Raw genomic sequence first — 20,276 nt, forward strand, 5'->3', positions numbered from 1 at the left:
TTTTTAAGAAGTAGTTTGATTTTGTTTATAATTCGCGCCACAGTAAGGGCAGAATTTAAATTTCAATGACATAATTGGTTCATTGCAACTAACACAGCGATTCCGTAAAGCTGTACCACAAGCAAAGCAATACTTCGACCGTAAGTCTGTCCACATTGGGTCAGGAGTAGTTCCTGGAGTCCAACATTTAGGACAAAATTTTAACGTAGTTATTGTTTCTGGGGAGACTTTCTTCGCTGCCGCATCTAGGTACTCCGGTGGTATTGCCAACGCAGCAGCTAGACCGCCTTTAGCCTTTTGATTGAGTCTATTAGTTTGTCCACCCTCAATTTTGCGGATGGTCTGGATATGTATTCCCGCTTTGAAACTCAACTCTTTTTGGGTTAAAGAAAGCTGACCTCGCAATCTCTGGACGTAATTAGCAAGCCCTTCTTCTCCCAATGGTCGCGTTGAATGTTCTGTTACAATCATCAAAATATATCTGAAAATATATTTGTTAATGATAAGTTAATATCTAAACCTTTATTTAAATAAATTGTAAAAAGCTCTTCTAAAGTGATGATGACTTTAGCAGCTTTAGCCACCAAGTTTTTAGAACGTCCAGGACTAGCCAAAAGTACTCTGCGTTCATATCAGTCTACGATTATCCCCTTGCTCAAGGAGTACGGTCGATGGTCAATAGAAATCATCGACAGACAAGTTTTGATGGAATATCTCAATCATTTAACTGATGTTTCCTATACGACCCACCACCGTCATCAAGCTGTAATCACGGCTTTGTTCAGTTTTGCTGTTGATATGGGATATCTCAAATCCAATCCGGTTGCGGGTCTCACAAGACGTAAACCCAGTCGAGAACAAGGAGAACACGCTACTGATGAGGCTGTGCGTTACCTTACTCCATATCAATTAAGTATCCTGTATGGTGTCATCAAAAAAGATATTCGTTTGTCTGCATTGGTGCGTTTGTTGCATACCAGTGGCGCTAGGATTGCTGAGGTACTGGCTCTAAATTTAGATGACATAGACCTCGAAGCTCGGAAATTTCAGGTTGTTGGGAAAGGCAACAAGCAACGGTGGTGTTTTTACAGTGAAGTAGCACTCAAGAGTCTAAATCACTACATTGAATATTATAGACATCCTAAGCATCCAGCCCTGTTTACTGCTCAACAGCCAAAGACTTTGGAAGTATCCCGGCTTTCTTACCGCATGGCGCATAAATCTTGGACTAAGTTCATTGGAGATAGTCCTGAACTCCAAGAAATTCGTATTCACGACCTACGGCACACTTTTGCTACAGAGCGAGTGGGATTAATGGGGATTGAAGAACTCAGGGCGCTTATGGGACATGAAAGCATTCAGACAACATTACGGTATCAAAAAGTAACGTCACAACGTGCAGAAGTTGTGGCACAATTGGCGTTAAAAAACCTACCAAATTTTTCTGAATAATTTCAGCATACAACCGACTAAGTGTGATAATAAAAAAATACTTTTGCCAAAACATACCATTCTTGGTGCAGGGAATACATACTACTCTGCACCAATAAAATTAGGGTAATCAGCCACTTAGGTAAAGCATCAGCCATAGCATTGAAAAACAATAAAACAAGATTATCCATCAAGTGACGAAAAGGGAATTTTGTAATGGAAAAAAATCATTCAGATCGCACTCAAGAAATAGCTCTAGGAATTCCAGATTTCGCCGATGATCCTGATAGTATTTCTACGCCTGAATTATTTTTTGAAAATGATGGGATATACGTAAATTGCTGCCACTGCGGAGGCTCAGGCTATTTGTATGGTGATAGTGGCTGGATTTGCCCTGAGTGCGATGGTTCTGGAATTGGGGGGATGAGATAAATTCAAAATGGAAAATGGCGAATTATACAAGGATGGAATCATTGAAGTAACAGAAGTCGAAGATGAGGACGAAGATTTCTTTGAAGTTGCAGTGCATTTTGATGGCGATATTTTTCTACCCAGCGTCATTTTCAAAGGCGCAGATCACGCATTGCAGCAAGCCAAAAAGCTCTACGATTGGCTAGAAGCTAACCCAAAGGAAATCAAGGGGGAGCAACTACATTGGCGATCGTACACAGTTAACCGTGAAATCCTAAGAGAGTATCCAGCTTGCTATTTACCCTACTGCTACTCAAAATACGAGCAGAGTTTAGAAGTCTTTGTTTTTGATCGGGATAAAGAAGCAATCTATTCTGGTTGGCTGAGTGCCGATCCATTACCTTACTATGTTGATAAAGAAGACGGGCTAGTAGTTCTTGGAGATATTTCAGATGATGCTGTGTTAGCCGGATGGTGCAAATCTACTGATATACGCATTCACATTTACTCTTCTCTCTACCAATCAGATCACCAAAGCATGGATTTATACAATGAGAATTACTGAGATTTACGTTAGGAATAATTGTTTAGTATTTTGTACCGATGATGGATGTAAATCAATTTATCATTTATCAAATATTGTTGTAGATACAGGCTTATCAATAGATTCGCTCTCTCCCGAAAACCTACCAGAATCAAGAGTAAAAACAATTATTGAAGCTGAAGGTGAACAAATAGCAATAATTGAAATCAAAGGCCCAGTTGGTAGATTAGAAAATGCGGAGAATTGCCTTGAGGCTAATTATAATGATGCTACCCACAGTTGCTCTTATTGCTTTTCCGGGCAAATAAACAATATTTTAAATCAACTTTTTAGTTAACTTTATGAGGAAATTGACATGAGAAAATTGACAACAAAATCATCAAAAAAAATTGAGTATTATACTTTACAACCAATGCAGTTGCATGGTTGCACAAACCAATCTGGTAATCATTGGTTTCGCGGTGGATTGGTTTTTTACTTAAATGGTGGAAGCACAACTTTGTGTTCTAAGTGCTTTCAAAGAAATTATCCAAATTTATTCCAACCATTGCTGGATAGTTGATAAAAACGGAATTATGACTACTAGGCTATACAAGATTGAATATGTGGAACTGAACCCAGTAGAGGCGGAAGAGTCGGAAGACGGGCTAGAAATTTTAGAAATTATTGCAGAAGTTGACGGTGATGTAGATGACGCTATTACTTTCTGGGCGAAAGACATGGACTGGACTATTGTCAATTACTCTGAATTAATCTCCAAAAAAGAACCGAAAATATATATGGCATCAACAAATTATTTAGAGTTGTAGCCCACAAAGTGACGAAATGGAGATTTTGACCAATTTAGTTTTTTGGATACTGGCATTACTTGAATCTGGCTTGGTTTCATGTCAAATAGTAACAATTAGCAAGCAAAGATAAATGAATAATAGACTGTCTAAATCTTATAGCAAGGGAATAAAAATAAAAAATGAATATCAAGAATGAAAATTATGCTGGTTTTCAAACTTGGTCAAAGCAAGTTGCATCTTGGCGATGTATTACTCCGATACTTTCGATTGACATTGAACGAGAACGTAGTTGCGTGTGGTTTAATGTAGGTGGCGAAAATCGTCCTCTTGTTAGGTACGAAATTTTTTCCAATATGGGTGGTTGGCAAAGTGGTCATGAAGCTAATGCTGCTGCTAATCTATCCGCTTTTTCATTAGAAGAAGCCAAATATTTATACAACCAACTTATTACTGGCAAGATGAATAATGAAGTCAAGTCAATTTTGACTATTGTTGCAATTGCTAAAAAACATGAAAACAGTCCTCAAAATAAAATGGGATACCAGAAATAGGGTTAGATATAGCGGAGCTGACACATTGTTTGGTTTAAATAGCAGTCTAGAAATAAAGTGATTAAACCAAGCAGTGCCTAAGTTTTAGTGACAGGAACACTTTTTTAATATGGATGAAGTTTATGAAGTTTATAAGTTGGAGGATTTGCGGGCGCTTTCGCCTTTAATTTGGGGTCATATTAATCCCTATGGTACTTTTCGTCTGGATCTCAATGTCAGGTTGCCAATTGAGACAGGGTAAATGTGTCTAAAAATACTAATACTAGTATTTTTGAGAATATTATAGCCTGAAGTGATTCATAGCAGTACTTTCAGCCTATCTTGCCTCTGCTGAAAGCTTCGCTGTATCTACGTATCTACGCCAAATTACACCTATAGGAGGCTCAATTTAACTTACGGGTGTTATTGAAAAATGGGTGGCTAAGATGCTTATGGGGGAAGGCTTTTAGCCTTAGCGTACAATTTTCCCGTTTTGGCACGGTGATGCCTGCATTACACACACAACAATAACCAAGAGAATTGCAGTCCAGATTGAGAAACTGTTGAAAACAACCACAGTACAAGCACCGCAGTTGTAGGTAACGTTGATGAACTGGACAAACACTGACAGGTTCTATTGTCCACAACAAAGGGTTATAAATAGGTTTTCCAGCTTCACGCCAGTCTTGATAACAGCCAGAACACCAACGTTGTTCAGTATGGAAAATATGACTGAAGTTAAGCCGCCAGGAGTGCCATTGAAGTAAAGTCAGAAAACTCAGATCAAGCCTAGCAGTTAATTTCTCAACGATGGCAACTACCTTTGAAACATGTTGCGTTCGGTCTAACCAAAATTTAGCAGACTGCTGTTGTAAAAGTGCAGGCTCTCGATGCCAAGCATTGATGAGCATTTTGATAGCATCATCAGCTTTCAAGAAATCGGGTGATTGGTTGTTCTGAATAAATAACGGCGTAATTTTATAGCGAATTAAACTAGCAATCGAGACACCATGTGCAGCAGCCAAGCGCTGTAAGTAACTAGTAAAACTTTCAACTGTGGGTGTACCAAAACCTATTGGTTTAAGAGAATAAAGATGGCTGCGTTTTGGAAGTTGGTTCATCGTTAAGTCCCACGACTCATAATTAGCCAAACTTTCAACCGACATTTTCACCACCTCCAACAGGACGACGTTGAGGTTTAGTATTACCAGTAGTAGAGCGACGAGATTTAGTATTGGTTGTATTGGTTGTCTGGGACGTGCTATGTGTAGCTGACCCATGATGAGATTCTAAACCTAAAGCAATTCTCAAAGCCGAACTATCTGGGGTAAACTCAAGTTGCTTTTCTCCTAATCGTGTTTCGTTGAAGATAATCATGCATTGTTCATGAGAGTAAGCAGAAGATTTTAAATGCGACAGAGTGAGAGTTTTAGCTCCATCCAGTAACGCTGTTGCCAATGCTTGAGATAACCTTTGAGAATACCGACACAACCGAAACTGCGTTCGTAGCAAAAATCCCAGTATTTAAGTAAATCAGGCTCTTCTTCAAAAGGTAAATGACGTTGAAAAGTTTGAACAACACCTCTGAAAGCTTTTAAATCTTCTTCATTCTCGACTTTGTATCGCTCAAAATGAATATCCAGGCTGCGCCTGCACAACTGGGCACTCAAGTTACGAAGTATCAACAAGTCATAAGTACCTGCCAGTACGAATTTGACTTGAGTAAGGTTTGCTAGGGACTTAATACAGTCTGTCTGGTCGCGTAATTTTCGACCACTGGCAACTTTACTGAGATTTTGTGCTTCATCAAGGCAAAAAACTTTCAGACGACGATGTTTAAGAGCAGCTTCTAAGGATGTTTTCAACTTCAAATTAGTAATTCGACCATAACTAGGTAACTGAATGCAAGGGTCTTGGAGAACGCCCAAAGCACGTAGATAAAAATCTTTCCAATCAAAATTACTAAATTCCGGGGTAGCAACTTCGATATTAGCAATAGGAATAAAACCTTTATCTAGTTCCATTTCTTTGTGAAAAGAAGCTAGTAACCTTTGTGTGATGCGACGTAATAAGGTGGTTTTCCCTACACCTGTTGGCCCAAATAAAAAGATTAAAGAAAAGAATCCTGGGTCATCAATTGCATTTTTGAGTTTCTCTGCTGCTATTAATAATTTGGGGTGCGCCATTGTATATTGCTGGAAATAAGAAATTCTGTCAGCAATAGGTAGAGTTAGTAATTCTTGAGGAAAGCTATAATCATGTGCCATTAAAACTCTCCATAATATTCAAGGGTTTCCGTGATATATGCAGTCAAATTGCTGATAGTTTCACAATTTTTACCTTCATTGGTCGAGTCATCTCCTAGACAATCATTATTTTCCTCTGCCGCAAATTCTGCCAAATTTAACTTTGGTTCCGTGATCAAATTATTTTGAATAATTTTGTGAACTTTGTCATGTTCAGTATCGCGCAAGCGTTGTTTGAGGATAGCGCCTTCTTGAGCAAATTTTGAGTTTAAAAATTCTACTAATTCCCGATCATTTATTGTTAACTTACGTCCGTAATTGCGTTGGCGCTGATTAAGTTCTGCACTCGCAAGCCGAATTTCTTTTTCGGAACGTCCTTGGAAGTATTGATAGTAAGAAGAAATGCATTTTACCCACTGTCCTTGTGCTAGTGCATAAGCAATTCCTGCATTCCAAGGGTCGTAACGAACCCACAGCATTGATTTTTCGATTTCTGGATCACGGAATACATCTGCCCAGTAATAAATATTGTGTATTTTGACACCCTTTCCTGGTTGAACTTTACGCTTTCGTTGATCTGGTGCTGGTAGAGTCAGAATCTGGAATAATTCGTCATATGCTACTCTTCGGTGTAAGCGACTTCCACCTGTTGCTAATCCGGTGACAAAAGCATCGCACGGACTAGTACCTAATGCCGGATGCAATCGTTGGTCATAAACCGAATATGCCCATTCACAAAAGGCAGAGTACAGTTCTTCTAATGTCCAAATTGCTAATATTTCTGGACTGACAGATTTGGTAACTTTACGGTGAAGGCGTTTAATTTGGGTGTTACCTTGCAACTCATGAATAAACTGCGTGTTCGCGGTGCCAAATAGTCTTTCAACAATTGAACCAAACCGAGCATGTGCTGGAGGGCGATACTTCAGCGTGCAAGTATAAGATGCTAATAATTGTTCAAAATAGTGACTGTGAAATTCTTTTCCATTATCTACAACAATATTTTGCGGAAACCGTCCAAATCTAGCAACGCATATGCGAATTACCATCATACAATCACGGTAGCTTGGCTCATCGAAGGTCAGATAAACTGATAAAATTCTTCGACTATATGCATCAACCATGAAGGTTGCCCAAGGACGACCTAAATTCTGATGAATTGAGTTATTTGTAGCAATATGACAATTAGTTAGAGATTCGAGTGAACTGACTAATTCAATGTCAATTTGAGTATGGTCAATGTGAACAATCTCAAAAGGGCGACTGCCATGCCGTGGAGTAGTTTGCTTTAATTCCCAATAAAATGGTTCTTCGGAAATAGCCGCTCGATTACCAAGACGTTTTCTGGTTTGATGATGTCCGCTTCGCTGTTTGATAGCTTGGCAAAATGTGATTCTCGATGGTGGTTTGAATGGGGGGTCATGGGTTTGGCAAGCTAAAACAAATGATTCATAAACCCGTATTTTTCTGCGTTGTTTGGGTGTTTCATAATGCTCTAGTATAAAATCGAGCATAAATTCTTGGGTTTGAGAATCAATTTTTGGAGTCCGATTGCCTTTATTGTTATGTTTAGGCAGTAATCCCAGGTATCCCTGTCCATAAATGAGTAAAGCTTTTTGGTACTGAGTGCGCCAACGACGGATTGTGCTGCTTGGATATGCTTTCAGAGCATCTTCTAAGTATGGTTGTATTAAATTGTAGCGACGGTTGGCTTCGATAATATCTTCACAAGTTGCGTGTTTAATAATTTCTGCCGCTGCTGTTTTAATATTTGAGGTTTGTGTTGTCTTATCTCCCACAACTTTCCCTGTATCAATCAATGCTGTAAATGCTAAATTTGGTAGTTCTATAAGTTTGCCATCTGCACGTAATAATCCAGTAGTGGTCGTCCCAGTATTTACTATCTCCCATGACTCTCCATCCCAATAAATATTAGTACCTACTGCTATTTGGAGTAATATTTGATTACTAGTTTGGGTTGTAGATTCTATTGAGTTAAGATGCTCATAAGATAAAGCAACATCTTGGTTAATAAATACGAATACTGTTTCCGGTTGCGAAAGTTTAACTTTATTAAGTTCTACGTAAAGTTTATCTGTAGCAATTAACCAATAAAGTGCATCAGGATTTATTTCTTCATTTTGTAACAGTTCTGTCAGGGTGATTCCTAGATGATTGTTTACTGTGTTTACAATCAAACTTTGCTCGGTTTCGTCTATAATTTCTGATGAGTATCCGAAATAATCTAACAGCCAAATTAGATTTTGTTGGAAGTTCCAATTAATTAGAGCATCTGACCATACATGAAAGTCCAAACCATGACCATGAGCGTATTCTTCACCTGGGGGACAATGCCATTTGCCATCTGAGTTTTTGCAATAGCGATTTGGATTCAATTCGTTCAGCTTGTTAAGTTCAAGTTCTGTTTTGCATTCCTCCCAAAAAGCTGAATCTGTCCGAATTATAAAGAAATCGGGTGTATACTGGTGTCTATTTTTTCGCCCGCTTTTGCTTTGATAGACTAATTCTATTGCTGGCGGTTGGTCGTAATATTCGAGTACGCATGGGTCATGTTCTAGTTCATAAATACGTGCTAATTCGTTATGATGGCTCTCGAATTGAATAGTACATCCCATTTTTCGACTGGGGTAACTGCCACAAACGTTTTTCCTTGCCCCTGTTACTCGACGAGATGGATTGCTGCTGCGAATCTCCTCAATGATTGCCTGCCCTGCTTGACTGAGGTCTTGTTGACGGCACCAGTTGTTAAACTCAAGGTTGTCAAGCATAATTCTTGGTTAGGAGAGAGTGTTGCGATCATTAGTCTCTCCTACTCTTTATCTCAGCACAAGGCTGTATATTTATGAACAAAGTGTTGAAAATGTTTGCTCAACTTATACTTTCTAAATCATATTTTTGCTCAACTTATGCTTTCAAAACTCCTATATTTATTTTTTCCTTCTGACATGGTTAATACGGTTTCAAGCAATCTGTTGCTCAACTTATGCTTTCAAAGTTGCTCATTTTATCCTTACAGTGACAATGGTTGAAGTCGCAAGTCGGAGGTCGCAAGTCGCAAGTAAGAATGAAGAGTCCTGAGTTGAAAGACTGCCCACAAGGGACGGGACATTTACCGAGTGTGGAAGTACTGAGTATGGTAAACAGAAGTAAAAAAGGTAAAGGCAGTGAGTGAAAATGGAGACAAAAGCATTAGGATCACTGACAGAACAAAAGCTTTTGCAATTAGAATTATCAAAGCTTGTAGCTTTCTTGATGAAAAACCGGGTGTTTGCCGTACCCTTTCTAAGCAACTGTTACGTTCTGGTACCAGTATTGGTGCTAATGTACACGAATCTCGTTCGGCTCAGTCCGATAAAGACTTCTTGCACAAAATGGAAATTGCTTTGAAAGAGGCACGTGAAACTGAATATTGGTTAGAAATTTTAATTGAATCTGAGGTTGTTGAAAAAGATAAGTTCGCTCAATTGCTAAAAGAAGCCAATGAAATAGCGAAAATACTCATTGCCTCTACCCGCACAGTTAAAGATAGATTAAGTGGCAGCAAATCCAACGGCAGGAGGATGAAGGCGGCAAGCGAGAATTAATAGTTTAACTCCGAATAAAGAATAAATATATTTTCATTACTTGCGACCTGCGACTTGCGACTTAAAAAAGATGCTTTATTACAAATTAGTAGGACATACACCCGTTGCTGTTAATTCATTGTCAGAGTGGCAAGATTATTTACAATCTGGAAACTGAGTCAATAGAACAATGGACAAATTAAATGAATACCGGACAAAAGTTAGGCAACTGTTAACTAAATATCTTCAGTACAAGCCTAGTTACGGAGATGTAGAAGTCGAACAGATTTTTGATACAGAACATGACCATTATCAAATTATTAGTGTTGGATGGAATAATCAAAAGCGGATTTATGGGCCAATAATGCATTTAGATATCAAAAATAATAAGATTTGGATTCAACAAAATACAACGGAAGCGGATATTGCTTTAGAATTAATGGAAATGGGTATAGATAAACAAGATATTGTCATCGGTTTCCATACTCCAAAAATGCGTCAAATCTCAGGATTTGCTGTGGAATAAAAGCGAAAATAATCTGATGAAAATATTTTTTTATAATAAAAACTATCTGATTTAAAATGAATTATAGTGCAGATTTTTTACCACCCATTAAATTAATTTCGATTGAGGATGCCGCACTCACTAGAGAGATAGGAAGTAGTAAAAGACTCACAAAAACAACTCCACCAACCGATATCCGATGGGTAAAGGTGCTAGAGTTTTTACGCAGCAACAACCTTGCACTCAATAGCCGCAAGCTTTATGAGCGCGAACTCAAACGATTTTTGGCTTGGAGTGAGCTTCACTATCATGAACTGCGTCCACGTCACCTTGCGCTATATAAAGAATATCTCCGTGATGAAATACTGACTGATGCAGGTAAACCCCTTTCAAAAAGCAGCATCAATGCCGGAATTGCTGCCCTTAAAAGCTTTTTTAAATGGATGTGCTATACGTATCCTGAAATTATTGCTACTAATCCTACACTGGGGATTAAACTGGAAAAAGTACCACTGCCACCAGCCCAGAGTTTAACCCCAGAACAGATGGAACAGGTTTGGTCAGCCTTAGAGTTATTGGGAGAAACAAAGCAACGGGATACAGCACTCGTTCACATTCTCAGTCATGGACTCCGGGCAGGGGAAGTTGTACAGCTAAATGTTGGGTCATTTGATGGCAAGCTGCTGTTTTTACCAGACACCAAAACCAATGAACCACGCTTAGTTCCATTGCGAAAAGAGAGTCGGGAAGTTTTAGCAGAGTATTTGCTTACGCGCGAACAGCAAGGAGAGGTGTTAAACAGCCTTAGCCCATTGATGGTTTCACACCATGCTTCATACAAAGGTGAACGCTTGAGTTATCACGGCATTTACTTCGCTGTAGAAAAAATTGGTGAAATAGCTCACATTGAGGATTTGCACCCTCACTCCTTTCGCCACACCTATGCCACTTACTTATTGCTATTGGGAGTTGACCCCAGCCATGCACGAAAATTAACAGGGCATCAAAGCGAGAAAGCGTTTCGGCGGTATACCCTTCGCAGCGAACAAGAAGCGGCGATCGCTGCTTACTATCGTGCAATCGGAGAGGAAGTGGAGTAAAGTATGCCCAAGCCACTCGATCCCAAGTGTCAGTTATGTTCCAAACTACCAACTGCCCAAGCCAAGGTTTTACATGGAACAGCAGGGGACGGGTGTTGGAATCCCAAAGTCTGCCACAATCGCCGTTCGTTTTACCGCCACCGCTCCCAGAAGAATTCAGCAGAAATTGATTCAGTAACAGTCGAACCACCAGCAACATATTTTGCAGTGCTGTATTTGTATAAAGAGCCGGGGGATAAACCACTACACGCTATGTCGGCAGAACTCTGGCTTGGGCAAAAACCTGTTTGTCGCCTGGAACCAATTCACTGTTTTGGGCTAACGGCTGGTAAAATACGCGCCTATACAGATCAGGTGTTGCAGGCTTTTGCAAAACAATACAGTGTTTCACTATATCAATATAAGGATATGTTTGAGATTACCTCAAGCTACTGCCCAGTGCGGCCTTGCCCCTTGCATCCAGAATCGTAGAGATGACCACATACCGCCAATTAACAATCTGGGATGTGCTTGATGAGTTGTCCGAATCTCCACCAACTTCTTCCCTTGATGCTGTATGGGAGTGCTTGGATACAGAACTTCATGATTTACCTGTTGAAACACAATTATCAACCGCAGGTATTGCTTTCAATCAAATTGCGGATATTCTTAAGTCTCGTGCCGAAGTGCTGTTGCAAGATACCCACGATCGCAATAGTCTTTTGGGGCCAATTGTTAGCGCCGATCTCTTTGTTGGTCTAGTGCGGACAACAATGCACCTAGATTTAGATGATTTGATTGAACCGGAAACACCACAAACCTTTAAACCACACGGCCCACACCAATTTTCATATCCTAACCAGGAGGGTGATTCTGTAGCAGCACCTGTTGAAAAAGCGAATGTTTTGGTAATGCTCGATGAGGTGACGAGTTTAGAAGATGTCCACAAGCTGGCGGGTGATGAACATGTGGAAAAATGGCTTAGTGCGATCGCTAACTACCTTGCACATATTAAAGGTGAGATTTCTTTAACTCAACTCCAAGGTGGATTAAAAATGCCTTTGGTAGAGGTTTGGCTGGGACTGTTGCTGGGTAATTTTACATTAGAGCAACGTGGAGATTTTTATAGCAGCCAGGATATTTGGGTAATTACAAACGCTGATAAACTTGTTATAAAATAGGCTTATAGCTAGGATAAAGTGGATAAAAATAGTCTATAAATTAATTTTTGGCTATTAAGTAGTAGAAATTTTTGTATGAACAATTCAATTATTTGCTGACAAAATTAAATTGAGAAGATTTAGAGAGCGAGAGTTAAGAAAGTAATTTGCTTTAAACAAACTACGACGAATTTGTGCCAAATCGTAACTTTTAAAAATTACCCAAGGAAAATCAGGGTAGCCATTACCAATAGGAAGAAAATCATTAGCAGGGTATAAAGCTTTAATATAACGCTCTAGTAAAATACGAAAATCAGAACTCATAGGAGAATTTGCATCTCCTATGAATGAGGATTGAAGAATTTCATCCTTTAACAAAAAATGTAGGGGAATAGCTAAGTACTGATCGCTAAAATTACTAGAATCGCTTATTTGCTGAGTGTTACCCTCATTTTGGAGCAGGTGTTCTATAAAATCGATGGCAAACAAAATTTCATTTTTGATATTTTCTGAATAATCACCTTGACTGATATTTTTTAGTGCATTCCTAAAGTTTGTTGTTATATAAGAGCGAATTTGAGAATAAGGATCTATACTATAACGTGATGTTACAGTATGATTATTCATTGGGATAATCAATAATGAACCGTCCATGTAAACCTGCGGACTAATTTCTATTTCTAACAATTCAGCCATACAGGAACATTGGTCAAATAAAAAATCCACTCCTAGCTCCAATAAGGACAGCAAGCTAATTTTTTTTCTAGCTGGTTGCTGGACAACAGAAGAATTGGATATGCGAGGAGATTGAATTAGAAACTCGGATGACTTAAATAAAGTAAACAGATTTTCACAAACAAGTTTAATATCCTGGTCATCTGGATGTAGCCGCTGGTGACTTCGTAGTAACTGCATCAAAGATTTAATCCGAGTGCTGAAAGTCTCACCGCTTGAATATATCGCTTTACCACCGACGGGAATCATGGCTACGTTGTGTCCACCTAAATTCCCAGCACCCAAAATTCGCGTCATTATCGCCGCCCGTAAGACGAGTAAAGAACCTATTAAATTCGCGGCGCGGGTACTTTTACTTTGTTGATTATTAGCCCGGATTTCTCACAAGTTTACTGGTTCAAATTTCAACTGTTCCGGTATACAATCTGTTTTATTGGGGGTCATGGCTTAAAACTGCTGAAATTCATGTGCAATAGACATTTTGGCAGTTTTTGACCCCTATTTTTTTCGGCTTGTGAGAAATCCGGGCTAGTGTAGATGCAGAAGCAATAGTATTGCTAACCCGTATGCAGACCATTTTGATTCGCCGTCAGCGAAAGTCTTTCTGGCTCACCTTAGTTGGGTTAGTTTGCATGATTCTGATGTGGCTTATCTGGGCATTATTTATTCAACCGATTAATCAGCAAATTGATACCTGGACTCCAGTTAATGCTCCAAGTAACTGGGCTGACCTTCGTTATCAGTGGCCTTTTTACCATTTGGTTCATCTCGGAATTGCATCGCTGGGGATGCTGGCACTAACCTTATCATTGTTACTCGCAAAAAGAGTGAAATGAGCAGTAGAGTAGAAAGTTACATTAATAACTTAATGACCCAGGTTTAATATTTTTATCACCCTAATTGAATCGTCTGAAATTTAGGAGTCTCAGACCCTTGCTGTGTTGTATCAAATCACTGTACCAAATAGAGTTTAGACTATGACCTGTCTGCAACTCACAATTTTGTACATCGAAAGTGGCAGTGGTACTAAACAGTTTTTTAGGGGTATAAACCATATCATAACTACTGCTATTTGAAAAAAATTAAGATTTTGTTTAAAATTTCATCCTGTTTTCATCGTCAGCGTTCAACATAGAAATATAAGTTCTACTCAACTATGAATAGAACTTATATTTTTTGTAATAGGCTTGAATGAATGACTTTATTAAACATAAATTCCTCCCTAAGAGTGATATTTTGTCATTCTGACACACCATTTGCTACAGCACAAAAGCCAATTTACAAATAACGACGGTGGCTGATGTAATTAGACATTGCAATAGAGCTATACACAACATCCTCTTTATTTGCAATCTCACTAAAATTAGGCTGTAAGCATAACAGAAAATAAGCCTTATTGAGTGAGCGAGTTCATGAAGCAGTACTTACGGTAATTTTGCCAAATTACTCATTCTTTTAGTAGATGTTAAATATGAATTATCTCACCCAATCTTCATCGTTCAAGAACTTTTCTAGCTCTGAATGTAACAATCGTAATAGATACAAAAAGATTGGCTCTGTAGATGTTACCCAAGCACTGGGAAATGTACCGATTGTACGGCTGGGAAACATCTCTCGTGTATGTCTTGAATCAGAATGTTTATTAAAGCTTGAGAGCTGCAATCCTGGAGGATCAATTAAGGAGAAAAATGCGGTTTACCTCGTTACGCGTGCGGAGGAGGAGGGACTTCTTACACCTGGTGGTACGATTATCGAGTCAAGTTCAGGCAATTTTGGCGTTGGGCTGGCAATGGTGGGAGCGGCACGAGGATATCGAGTCATTATTGTAGTTGATGCAAAAACTGCTCCACCGTTTCGGCGAATGCTTGCAGCATACGGTGCAGAACTTGTGGATGTACCTCTTCACGAAGCAGACGAATCAGGCTCGATGCAAAAGGCACGAATGAAACGGGCGAAAGAGCTTGCAGCAACTATTCCTCATGCTTGGTATCCGTGTCAGCACTTAAATCCTCTAAATCTTGAGGCACATTCATACTACACGGCGCGTGAGATTGAAGCTCACTTTCCTTCTGACCTCGATGCTGTGGTGGTTGGTGTTAGCACTGCGGGGCAGATAATGGGAATTGCCCGCTATCTTTTACCCCGGTTTCCTGGACTGCAAGTTGTTGGTGTCGATGTGGAGGGGTCAGTGATTATGGGAACACCAGCAAAACCATACAAGATGACAGGTATTGGGTTATCATTTTTTCCACCTAATCTCGATCTCTCGCTCCTAAGTCGTGCTTATGTAGTGCCTGAAGCGATCGCCTACTCGGTGTGCCATGCACTTGCACGTCGTGAGGGATTACTTCTAGGTGCTTCAACTGGGGCAATTGTGGCTGGTGGTTTGCATCTGGCGCGTGAGCTTGGCCCCGATGCACGTATTCTCATGATCAACCCCGATAGAGGCGATCGCTATCTTGAAACTGTGTATGATGCCAATTGGCTTGACCATCATGGGTTTGCACTGATCGAAGGAGAGCATCTTGATCAGGCGATCGCCTCACTGAGTCCCGTGTATTTTTAGTATCTCATCGGATAGCATTAAAAAATTTCATGAATACCCCACCCCAGCTTGAGGAAGGTAAGAACGCACTTCAAGAGCGATCGCTCCTGACGCTACTTACCCAATTTATCCCTCTTTCTCTGTCCGATGTAGCCATGACTCTTGGCGATCCGCTTCAGACAGCAGCACTCAGTCGCCTTGCATTCCCTCAAGAAACCTTAGCAGGAGTAGGTGTCGTCAAGGCAGTTGCTGTATTTCTGGAAAGCCCCATTATTATGATCCTTCATGCCTCAACCGCACTGGGGAACTATAACGCGTCTCGGCGGGCGCTTTGGAAGTTTACAATGATTGCAGGACTCTCCCTCAGTGGGATCTTTCTGGTACTCACCTGGGAGCCTCTATATAACTGGCTTCTTATTGATGTATTTGGAGTCAGTTCTTTCATCGCCACACGAGGCAGAACTCCCTTTCTTTTGATGTTCCTGTGGCCGTTCGTCATTGCTTGGCGACGATTCTTTCAAGGGCTTCTGATCCGCGCTCGAAAAAGTGTTCCTGTAGGATGGGCAAGTGTTGCACGATTTACTTGGGTAATTGTAGCCCTGGCAATAGGAGTGAATCTTAAAAGTGATGGGGCAGTGCTTGCGGGTATTACTATGATGGGAGCAATACTTATTGAAGCAATGCTAGTCACATGGTTCTGTTCGCGTCTTAGTATTACCTCTATTCTTGACCAGCAGACACACCAGGATATTAAGAAGCTTCCTAAAACCTTTCAAGGTGTCACATTTTACTATTTTCCCCTTGCCTCAACAATGCTGCTAATCTGGGGTGCGAGGGCAATACTCTTGAGTTTCGTTGCTCGCTCATTCGATGGTAGTCTTGCTCTTGCCGTATGGCCTGCTGCCTGGGGACTGGTTCTTTCTATTGCCAACGGTACACGAATGGTTCAGCAAGTAGTAATTTCCTCTTATGAAGAGACTTCAAAGCAGACACTTGCTACTTTCGTAGTTCTTGTCGGTTTGGGTTTTACCTCAATACCGTTTTTTCTAGGGTTTACCAGCCAAGGATTCTCGCTGCTTCGCCAGTTTTTTGGTGATAATCCATCTCTTGTAAAAGCAGCAATTCCAGTCATACAAGTGCTTTCGTGCTTACCCCTCCTCCTTGCACTCCAAAATACATTTCAAGGGCTTTTGATTCACCGCGCAAAGAACTGGTTCATTAATCTGGCAACGTTAATTGCGGCTGCTCTTACCTTGATAGTATGTGGAAGTCTCATTTTTACCGGACATAGTGGAGCTACTTCAGCAGCCTATGGAATGATTGCCGGAATTGTGAGTGAAATTCTGGTACTTATTTTCGCACTGCAACGTCAATAATTCAGTGCAAAAATGGCGTTGCCGAATTGAATGATGAAATTCCAAATACAGGAGCGATCGCACTAGACAAACTACTATGGTGTATGGGTTATAGATGTTTGCGTAGGTGCGATCGCTCCCTATTTCTAATTTACAGTTTTCCACAGACAAGAGACTTAACTATTTAGATAAACCTTTATGCTTCCAAAATTGTTGGTATGGGGTGCTTCGGGACATGCCTTAGTAGTGGCAGATATAATCCGATTACAAGAAAACTATGAAATTGTCGGCTTTATTGACGATCTGAATCCACAGCGTCGTGGCGAAAAATTTTGCGGAGCGCCAATTCTTGGGGGACAGGAACAATTAGATATTTATAATAAAAGCATTAAGTACATAATTTTTGGATTTGGTAATTGTCAGGCACGATTAAATTTATCTCAATTAGTTGAGATAAAAGGTTTTACTTTAGCAAATGCTATCCATCCAAAAGCAACAATTGCTGCTGATGTATCTATAGGAGCGGGAGCCGTCATAGCAGCAGGAGCAATAGTTAATTCTCAAGCAAAGATTGGTCAAAATGTGATTATTAATAGTTGTGCGAGTGTTGACCATGAGTGCGTAATAGAAGATGGAGTTCATATTTCCCCAGGTGTTCATTTAGGAGGAAGAGTAACTGTGGGAAGTGGAACTTGGGTAGGAATTGGAGCGACAGTCATAAACAATGTGCGGATAGGTAGAAATACGCTGATTGGAGCTGGTGCGGTTGTCGTCAATGATCTAGTTGATGGTGTCCTGGCATACGGTGTCCCGGCTAAAGTAATAAGAAAAATCGAGTTATAAGAGCTGATTCGTAAACAAAATCTAAAGAGAACTAAATCTGCCTTGACTAAGGTTATAGGCTAAATCGAGTGTAGTTATGTTGTTGTCGATGAGCCGTCTACCTACAATTGAGAATCCGTATCGCAAACCCTACCCAAGCGATTTAAGCGATGCTGAATGGTTAATTCTCAAGCCTCTTCTACCTACACCTAAGGGGTTTGGGCATCCTGTAGAAGTAGATTTACGAGAAATCCTAAGAGGTAATTTAAAGTATTAAATACTACAAATGCTCTTTGAGCAAAGATATAATAGCGTTTTTTGTCGTATTTCTCGTTGCTTTTCCAGTGTTGATGGGTATTGCGATCGCTTCAGGAGTTTTTCGGCTCGTGGTTTGGTGACAGAAATACTTGGTGGAGTGGTTGTTGGGGATATTTCTGGATTAGCATTGCAAGTTAGTGGGTGAGCTTCATTGCTAATCTCTTGTCCTAATTTCATCCCAATTTCATATCTGTGTGAAAAACTATTAAGTTAAGTGGTTAAGTTGGCTTCGTGAACAAATTACAAGAGTGAAACCGCTTGCTTGCCAAAAGCAGTTCTCGAAATCCCGCTTAAAAAGTCAACCAACGTCTAAGCACAAATCCAGACCATAGTAACTCAAGGACACAAAATAGCGATGGGAATCTCTAACAGTCTCCAACCACCTACAGTAATTCGTTGTGTTTCCGGCACACTCCTGAGCCTTTTATTACTGACAACTCCCACGGCTGTATTAGCTGGTGCTGGACATGACCATAGCGGTGCAAGTTCATTTCAGGGTGGTGGAAGCGAAGCAAGTGGTTCTGTCGAAGTTGATGCCGAAACTGCCCAGAGGCTAGGAATTAAAGTCGAGCCAGTGAAACGACAACGGCTGGCTTTGGGTATTAAAAGCACTGGACAAATTGAAACCTTACCTAGCCAAAAAGTGGAAGTAAATACCCCAATTACAGGGGCAAAAGTGGTTGAATTGTTGGTGGAACCCGGTGCTGTAGTGAAAAAAGGTCAACCCCTTGCTGTTGTCACCAGTCCTGACTTGGTAGAGTTACGGGTTAGTTCCCAAGAAAAACGAGCGGAAGCTATAGCTTCTTTGCAGCAAGCGCAAGCCGATTCCAGATTAGCTCAACAAAATTATCAAAGATATTGGCAAATATCTAACGCCGACATTGCCCAAGCCCAAAGCCAGGTAGCATTTGCTGAAGAAAAATATAATAAGGATTTACAGTTAGCTAATGAAGGCGCTTTACCACGTCGCAACGCGCTCGAATCTCAGACACAATTAGCGGAAGCAAAAGCCAAACTCACCTCAGCCAACAGCAGACGAGATATCATTGAAAGCGAAGCCCAAATGAAACGCGCTGAGTCTGCTGTTCAAGTAGCACAAGAGCGTTTACGTCTTAGTGATTCTGCTTATAATACTAGACTGCAACAAATAGGGAACCGTCCTAACGCCAAGGGATTGGTAACAGTGACTGCTCCCATCTCCGGTAAAGTTGCCGATCGCCAAGTTACCCTTGGTCAAACTTTTAATGATGCAGGTGGCACACTCATGACTATTGTCAATGATAGTCGGGTTTTTGCCACAGCCAATATTTATGAAAAAGATTTAGACAAAGTAAAAGTAGGTCAAAGAGTAAGTCTAAAAGTTGCTAGCTTACCAGACCGTACCTTTTCTGGAAAGATTACACAGATTGGTGCGGTAGTACAAGGGGAAACACGGGTTGTCTCAGTACAAGCTGAAGTAAATAACCCAGGCGGACAACTCAAACCTGGAATGTTCGCCGAATTAGAGGTACTAACAAACCAATCATCCGCACCTATTTTGGCGGTTCCTAGCTCGGCTGTAGTCGATGCGAATGGGAAAAAAATGGTCTACGTCCAAAATGGGAATGCTTTCCAATCTGCGGAAGTGACCTTGGGTCAAACCTCTGGGGACATGGTTGAGGTGAAGACGGGTTTGTTTGAGGGAGATGCGATCGTCACCCAACGTGCACCCCAACTTTACGCTCAATCATTGCGGGGTGATAGTAAACCAGAAGAAGAACACAACGAAGAAAGTGGTTCTCATGCAGAAGAAACTGAAGTTAAAACTAACAGTTTCCCACTACCTTTGTGGTTAACAGCAGGTGGAGGAGTAGCACTTGTAGTAGCTGCTTTCATGGGAGGTGCTTTCTGGTCTAATCGTCGTACCCGTTTAGTACCAGCAGGTAATTTAGAGTACGACGGGTTCAATTATGAAACAGAGGTTTATCTCGACAACCACAAGCAACCAACCCTGTCTACTTCTGATAAAAATCTTGAGGAGCATGATCGTCCTCGACATTCAGATGGTGGTTAGTGATTAGCGAAGTTGCAGATAATACCTGAAGTTTGGTTCTGTTAAATTTTCTAACATCAAACCAACCTACAGCAAGACTATTTAGATTGTGAACAGACAGTTTATAAATCTCACGCTCCAGACGTAAAGAGTATAAGAATGTAGTTTGTTCATATCCTATTTAGGAA

The 20,276-nt window shown here is 40.4% G+C and carries 25 protein-coding genes and 1 pseudogene; 19 read left to right on the forward strand and 7 right to left on the reverse strand.

Going from position 1 to position 20,276, the window contains the following annotated elements:
- Positions 1-3: 3 nt before the first annotated feature.
- On the reverse strand, positions 4-471 hold the full coding sequence (locus tag ACM0OY_RS05960) for a double zinc ribbon domain-containing protein (RefSeq protein WP_414567963.1): 468 nt from the start codon (positions 469-471) through the stop codon (positions 4-6).
- Positions 472-558: 87 nt separating this feature from the next.
- On the opposite strand from ACM0OY_RS05960, the gene ACM0OY_RS05965 reads away from it, so the two are divergent.
- The 8 genes from ACM0OY_RS05965 (at position 559) to ACM0OY_RS06000 (ending at position 3,969) form a co-directional block, all read left to right on the forward strand.
- Complete coding sequence (locus tag ACM0OY_RS05965) at positions 559-1,452, forward strand: tyrosine-type recombinase/integrase (protein ID WP_414567964.1); 894 nt, start codon at positions 559-561, stop codon at positions 1,450-1,452.
- Between the two features lie 195 nt (positions 1,453-1,647).
- Positions 1,648-1,863, forward strand: coding sequence for a hypothetical protein (locus ACM0OY_RS05970; RefSeq protein ID WP_414567965.1), 216 nt, complete (start codon positions 1,648-1,650; stop codon positions 1,861-1,863).
- A gap of 7 nt (positions 1,864-1,870) precedes the next feature.
- Positions 1,871-2,407, forward strand: coding sequence for a hypothetical protein (locus ACM0OY_RS05975; protein WP_414567966.1), 537 nt, complete (start codon positions 1,871-1,873; stop codon positions 2,405-2,407).
- Positions 2,394-2,723 (forward strand): hypothetical protein, encoded by a 330-nt coding sequence (locus ACM0OY_RS05980; RefSeq protein WP_414516046.1) that lies wholly within the window; start codon positions 2,394-2,396, stop codon positions 2,721-2,723. Before ACM0OY_RS05975 ends, ACM0OY_RS05980 begins: the two co-directional genes overlap by 14 nt.
- Before the next feature lie 18 nt (positions 2,724-2,741).
- Positions 2,742-2,948 (forward strand): hypothetical protein, encoded by a 207-nt coding sequence (locus ACM0OY_RS05985; RefSeq protein WP_414567967.1) that lies wholly within the window; start codon positions 2,742-2,744, stop codon positions 2,946-2,948.
- Positions 2,949-2,961: 13 nt separating this feature from the next.
- Positions 2,962-3,195, forward strand: a complete 234-nt coding sequence (locus tag ACM0OY_RS05990; RefSeq protein ID WP_414567968.1) for a hypothetical protein — start codon at positions 2,962-2,964, stop codon at positions 3,193-3,195.
- Positions 3,196-3,356: 161 nt separating this feature from the next.
- Positions 3,357-3,728, forward strand: a complete 372-nt coding sequence (locus ACM0OY_RS05995; RefSeq protein ID WP_414567969.1) for a hypothetical protein — start codon at positions 3,357-3,359, stop codon at positions 3,726-3,728.
- Positions 3,729-3,837: 109 nt separating this feature from the next.
- Entirely contained in the window at positions 3,838-3,969 is a 132-nt protein-coding gene (locus ACM0OY_RS06000; RefSeq protein ID WP_414568022.1) for a hypothetical protein, read from the forward strand.
- A 142-nt stretch (positions 3,970-4,111) separates the two neighbouring features.
- Here ACM0OY_RS06000 and ACM0OY_RS06005 read toward each other — a convergent pair whose 3' ends face one another.
- The 4 genes from ACM0OY_RS06005 to ACM0OY_RS06020 are packed head-to-tail and all read right to left on the reverse strand — an operon-like array spanning position 4,112 to position 8,742.
- The gene (locus tag ACM0OY_RS06005) at positions 4,112-4,873 is read right to left on the reverse strand and encodes a TniQ family protein (protein WP_414567970.1); all 762 of its coding nucleotides are present in this window, start codon (positions 4,871-4,873) and stop codon (positions 4,112-4,114) included.
- Complete coding sequence (locus ACM0OY_RS06010) at positions 4,863-5,165, reverse strand: hypothetical protein (RefSeq protein ID WP_322690394.1); 303 nt, start codon at positions 5,163-5,165, stop codon at positions 4,863-4,865. The genes ACM0OY_RS06005 and ACM0OY_RS06010 overlap by 11 nt, the downstream gene beginning before the upstream one ends.
- On the reverse strand, positions 5,114-5,974 hold the full coding sequence (locus tag ACM0OY_RS06015) for an ATP-binding protein (RefSeq protein WP_414567971.1): 861 nt from the start codon (positions 5,972-5,974) through the stop codon (positions 5,114-5,116). The genes ACM0OY_RS06010 and ACM0OY_RS06015 overlap by 52 nt, the downstream gene beginning before the upstream one ends.
- On the reverse strand, positions 5,974-8,742 hold the full coding sequence (locus ACM0OY_RS06020) for a DDE-type integrase/transposase/recombinase (RefSeq protein WP_414567972.1): 2,769 nt from the start codon (positions 8,740-8,742) through the stop codon (positions 5,974-5,976). Before ACM0OY_RS06020 ends, ACM0OY_RS06015 begins: the two co-directional genes overlap by 1 nt.
- A 396-nt stretch (positions 8,743-9,138) precedes the next feature.
- Between ACM0OY_RS06020 and ACM0OY_RS06025 the strand changes: the two genes are divergently transcribed.
- The 5 genes from ACM0OY_RS06025 to ACM0OY_RS06045 all read left to right on the forward strand — a co-directional run bounded on the left by ACM0OY_RS06025 (position 9,139) and on the right by ACM0OY_RS06045 (position 12,302).
- The gene (locus ACM0OY_RS06025; protein WP_414567973.1) at positions 9,139-9,558 is read left to right on the forward strand and encodes a four helix bundle protein; all 420 of its coding nucleotides are present in this window, start codon (positions 9,139-9,141) and stop codon (positions 9,556-9,558) included.
- Between the two features lie 169 nt (positions 9,559-9,727).
- Entirely contained in the window at positions 9,728-10,063 is a 336-nt protein-coding gene (locus ACM0OY_RS06030; protein WP_414567974.1) for a XisI protein, read from the forward strand.
- A gap of 56 nt (positions 10,064-10,119) precedes the next feature.
- Positions 10,120-11,142, forward strand: coding sequence for a tyrosine-type recombinase/integrase (locus ACM0OY_RS06035; protein ID WP_414567975.1), 1,023 nt, complete (start codon positions 10,120-10,122; stop codon positions 11,140-11,142).
- Between the two features lie 3 nt (positions 11,143-11,145).
- Positions 11,146-11,613: a hypothetical protein gene (locus tag ACM0OY_RS06040; protein WP_414567976.1), complete on the forward strand. Its 468-nt coding sequence runs from the start codon at positions 11,146-11,148 to the stop codon at positions 11,611-11,613.
- A gap of 2 nt (positions 11,614-11,615) precedes the next feature.
- Positions 11,616-12,302: a hypothetical protein gene (locus tag ACM0OY_RS06045; protein ID WP_235116378.1), complete on the forward strand. Its 687-nt coding sequence runs from the start codon at positions 11,616-11,618 to the stop codon at positions 12,300-12,302.
- A gap of 84 nt (positions 12,303-12,386) precedes the next feature.
- On the opposite strand, the gene ACM0OY_RS06050 is transcribed toward ACM0OY_RS06045, so the two are convergent.
- Positions 12,387-13,313: a hypothetical protein gene (locus tag ACM0OY_RS06050; protein ID WP_414567977.1), complete on the reverse strand. Its 927-nt coding sequence runs from the start codon at positions 13,311-13,313 to the stop codon at positions 12,387-12,389.
- Positions 13,314-13,582: 269 nt separating this feature from the next.
- Between ACM0OY_RS06050 and ACM0OY_RS06055 the strand changes: the two genes are divergently transcribed.
- The 5 genes and pseudogenes from ACM0OY_RS06055 to ACM0OY_RS06075 all read left to right on the forward strand — a co-directional run.
- Positions 13,583-13,852, forward strand: a complete 270-nt coding sequence (locus ACM0OY_RS06055; protein WP_414567978.1) for an anthrone oxygenase family protein — start codon at positions 13,583-13,585, stop codon at positions 13,850-13,852.
- 635 nt (positions 13,853-14,487) lie between these two features.
- Entirely contained in the window at positions 14,488-15,582 is a 1,095-nt protein-coding gene (locus ACM0OY_RS06060; RefSeq protein ID WP_414567979.1) for a cysteine synthase family protein, read from the forward strand.
- A gap of 29 nt (positions 15,583-15,611) precedes the next feature.
- Positions 15,612-16,937 (forward strand): hypothetical protein, encoded by a 1,326-nt coding sequence (locus ACM0OY_RS06065; protein ID WP_414567980.1) that lies wholly within the window; start codon positions 15,612-15,614, stop codon positions 16,935-16,937.
- 177 nt (positions 16,938-17,114) lie between these two features.
- Positions 17,115-17,759: an acetyltransferase gene (locus ACM0OY_RS06070; protein WP_289794644.1), complete on the forward strand. Its 645-nt coding sequence runs from the start codon at positions 17,115-17,117 to the stop codon at positions 17,757-17,759.
- An 88-nt stretch (positions 17,760-17,847) separates the two neighbouring features.
- Positions 17,848-17,994: pseudogene (locus ACM0OY_RS06075) on the forward strand (IS5/IS1182 family transposase); the annotation flags it as partial.
- A gap of 17 nt (positions 17,995-18,011) precedes the next feature.
- Here ACM0OY_RS06075 and ACM0OY_RS06080 read toward each other — a convergent pair.
- Positions 18,012-18,233, reverse strand: coding sequence for a hypothetical protein (locus ACM0OY_RS06080; protein WP_414567981.1), 222 nt, complete (start codon positions 18,231-18,233; stop codon positions 18,012-18,014).
- Between the two features lie 178 nt (positions 18,234-18,411).
- Between ACM0OY_RS06080 and ACM0OY_RS06085 the strand changes: the two genes are divergently transcribed.
- The gene (locus tag ACM0OY_RS06085) at positions 18,412-20,109 is read left to right on the forward strand and encodes an efflux RND transporter periplasmic adaptor subunit (RefSeq protein ID WP_414567982.1); all 1,698 of its coding nucleotides are present in this window, start codon (positions 18,412-18,414) and stop codon (positions 20,107-20,109) included.
- The last annotated feature ends 167 nt before the right edge of the window (positions 20,110-20,276 follow it).

It is taken from the genome of Nostoc sp. CCY 9925, from assembly GCF_963920935.1.
Classification (GTDB): domain Bacteria; phylum Cyanobacteriota; class Cyanobacteriia; order Cyanobacteriales; family Nostocaceae; genus Nostoc.

Coding starts and splice junctions, on each gene's coding strand:
- ACM0OY_RS06005 (WP_414567970.1), bottom strand. CDS start 4,873: ATGTCGGTTGAAAGTTTGGCTAATTATGAGTCGTGGGACTTAACGATG.
- ACM0OY_RS06030 (WP_414567974.1), top strand. CDS start 9,728: ATGGACAAATTAAATGAATACCGGACAAAAGTTAGGCAACTGTTAACT.
- ACM0OY_RS06020 (WP_414567972.1), bottom strand. CDS start 8,742: ATGCTTGACAACCTTGAGTTTAACAACTGGTGCCGTCAACAAGACCTC.
- ACM0OY_RS06045 (WP_235116378.1), top strand. CDS start 11,616: ATGACCACATACCGCCAATTAACAATCTGGGATGTGCTTGATGAGTTG.
- ACM0OY_RS05970 (WP_414567965.1), top strand. CDS start 1,648: ATGGAAAAAAATCATTCAGATCGCACTCAAGAAATAGCTCTAGGAATT.
- ACM0OY_RS05960 (WP_414567963.1), bottom strand. CDS start 471: ATGATTGTAACAGAACATTCAACGCGACCATTGGGAGAAGAAGGGCTT.
- ACM0OY_RS05990 (WP_414567968.1), top strand. CDS start 2,962: ATGACTACTAGGCTATACAAGATTGAATATGTGGAACTGAACCCAGTA.
- ACM0OY_RS05965 (WP_414567964.1), top strand. CDS start 559: ATGATGACTTTAGCAGCTTTAGCCACCAAGTTTTTAGAACGTCCAGGA.
- ACM0OY_RS06060 (WP_414567979.1), top strand. CDS start 14,488: ATGAATTATCTCACCCAATCTTCATCGTTCAAGAACTTTTCTAGCTCT.
- ACM0OY_RS06050 (WP_414567977.1), bottom strand. CDS start 13,313: ATGACGCGAATTTTGGGTGCTGGGAATTTAGGTGGACACAACGTAGCC.
- ACM0OY_RS06000 (WP_414568022.1), top strand. CDS start 3,838: ATGGATGAAGTTTATGAAGTTTATAAGTTGGAGGATTTGCGGGCGCTT.
- ACM0OY_RS06055 (WP_414567978.1), top strand. CDS start 13,583: ATGCAGACCATTTTGATTCGCCGTCAGCGAAAGTCTTTCTGGCTCACC.
- ACM0OY_RS06080 (WP_414567981.1), bottom strand. CDS start 18,233: ATGAAATTAGGACAAGAGATTAGCAATGAAGCTCACCCACTAACTTGC.
- ACM0OY_RS05995 (WP_414567969.1), top strand. CDS start 3,357: ATGAATATCAAGAATGAAAATTATGCTGGTTTTCAAACTTGGTCAAAG.
- ACM0OY_RS05975 (WP_414567966.1), top strand. CDS start 1,871: ATGGAAAATGGCGAATTATACAAGGATGGAATCATTGAAGTAACAGAA.
- ACM0OY_RS06015 (WP_414567971.1), bottom strand. CDS start 5,974: ATGGCACATGATTATAGCTTTCCTCAAGAATTACTAACTCTACCTATT.
- ACM0OY_RS05985 (WP_414567967.1), top strand. CDS start 2,742: ATGAGAAAATTGACAACAAAATCATCAAAAAAAATTGAGTATTATACT.
- ACM0OY_RS06085 (WP_414567982.1), top strand. CDS start 18,412: ATGGGAATCTCTAACAGTCTCCAACCACCTACAGTAATTCGTTGTGTT.
- ACM0OY_RS05980 (WP_414516046.1), top strand. CDS start 2,394: ATGAGAATTACTGAGATTTACGTTAGGAATAATTGTTTAGTATTTTGT.
- ACM0OY_RS06040 (WP_414567976.1), top strand. CDS start 11,146: ATGCCCAAGCCACTCGATCCCAAGTGTCAGTTATGTTCCAAACTACCA.
- ACM0OY_RS06070 (WP_289794644.1), top strand. CDS start 17,115: ATGCTTCCAAAATTGTTGGTATGGGGTGCTTCGGGACATGCCTTAGTA.
- ACM0OY_RS06065 (WP_414567980.1), top strand. CDS start 15,612: ATGAATACCCCACCCCAGCTTGAGGAAGGTAAGAACGCACTTCAAGAG.
- ACM0OY_RS06035 (WP_414567975.1), top strand. CDS start 10,120: ATGAATTATAGTGCAGATTTTTTACCACCCATTAAATTAATTTCGATT.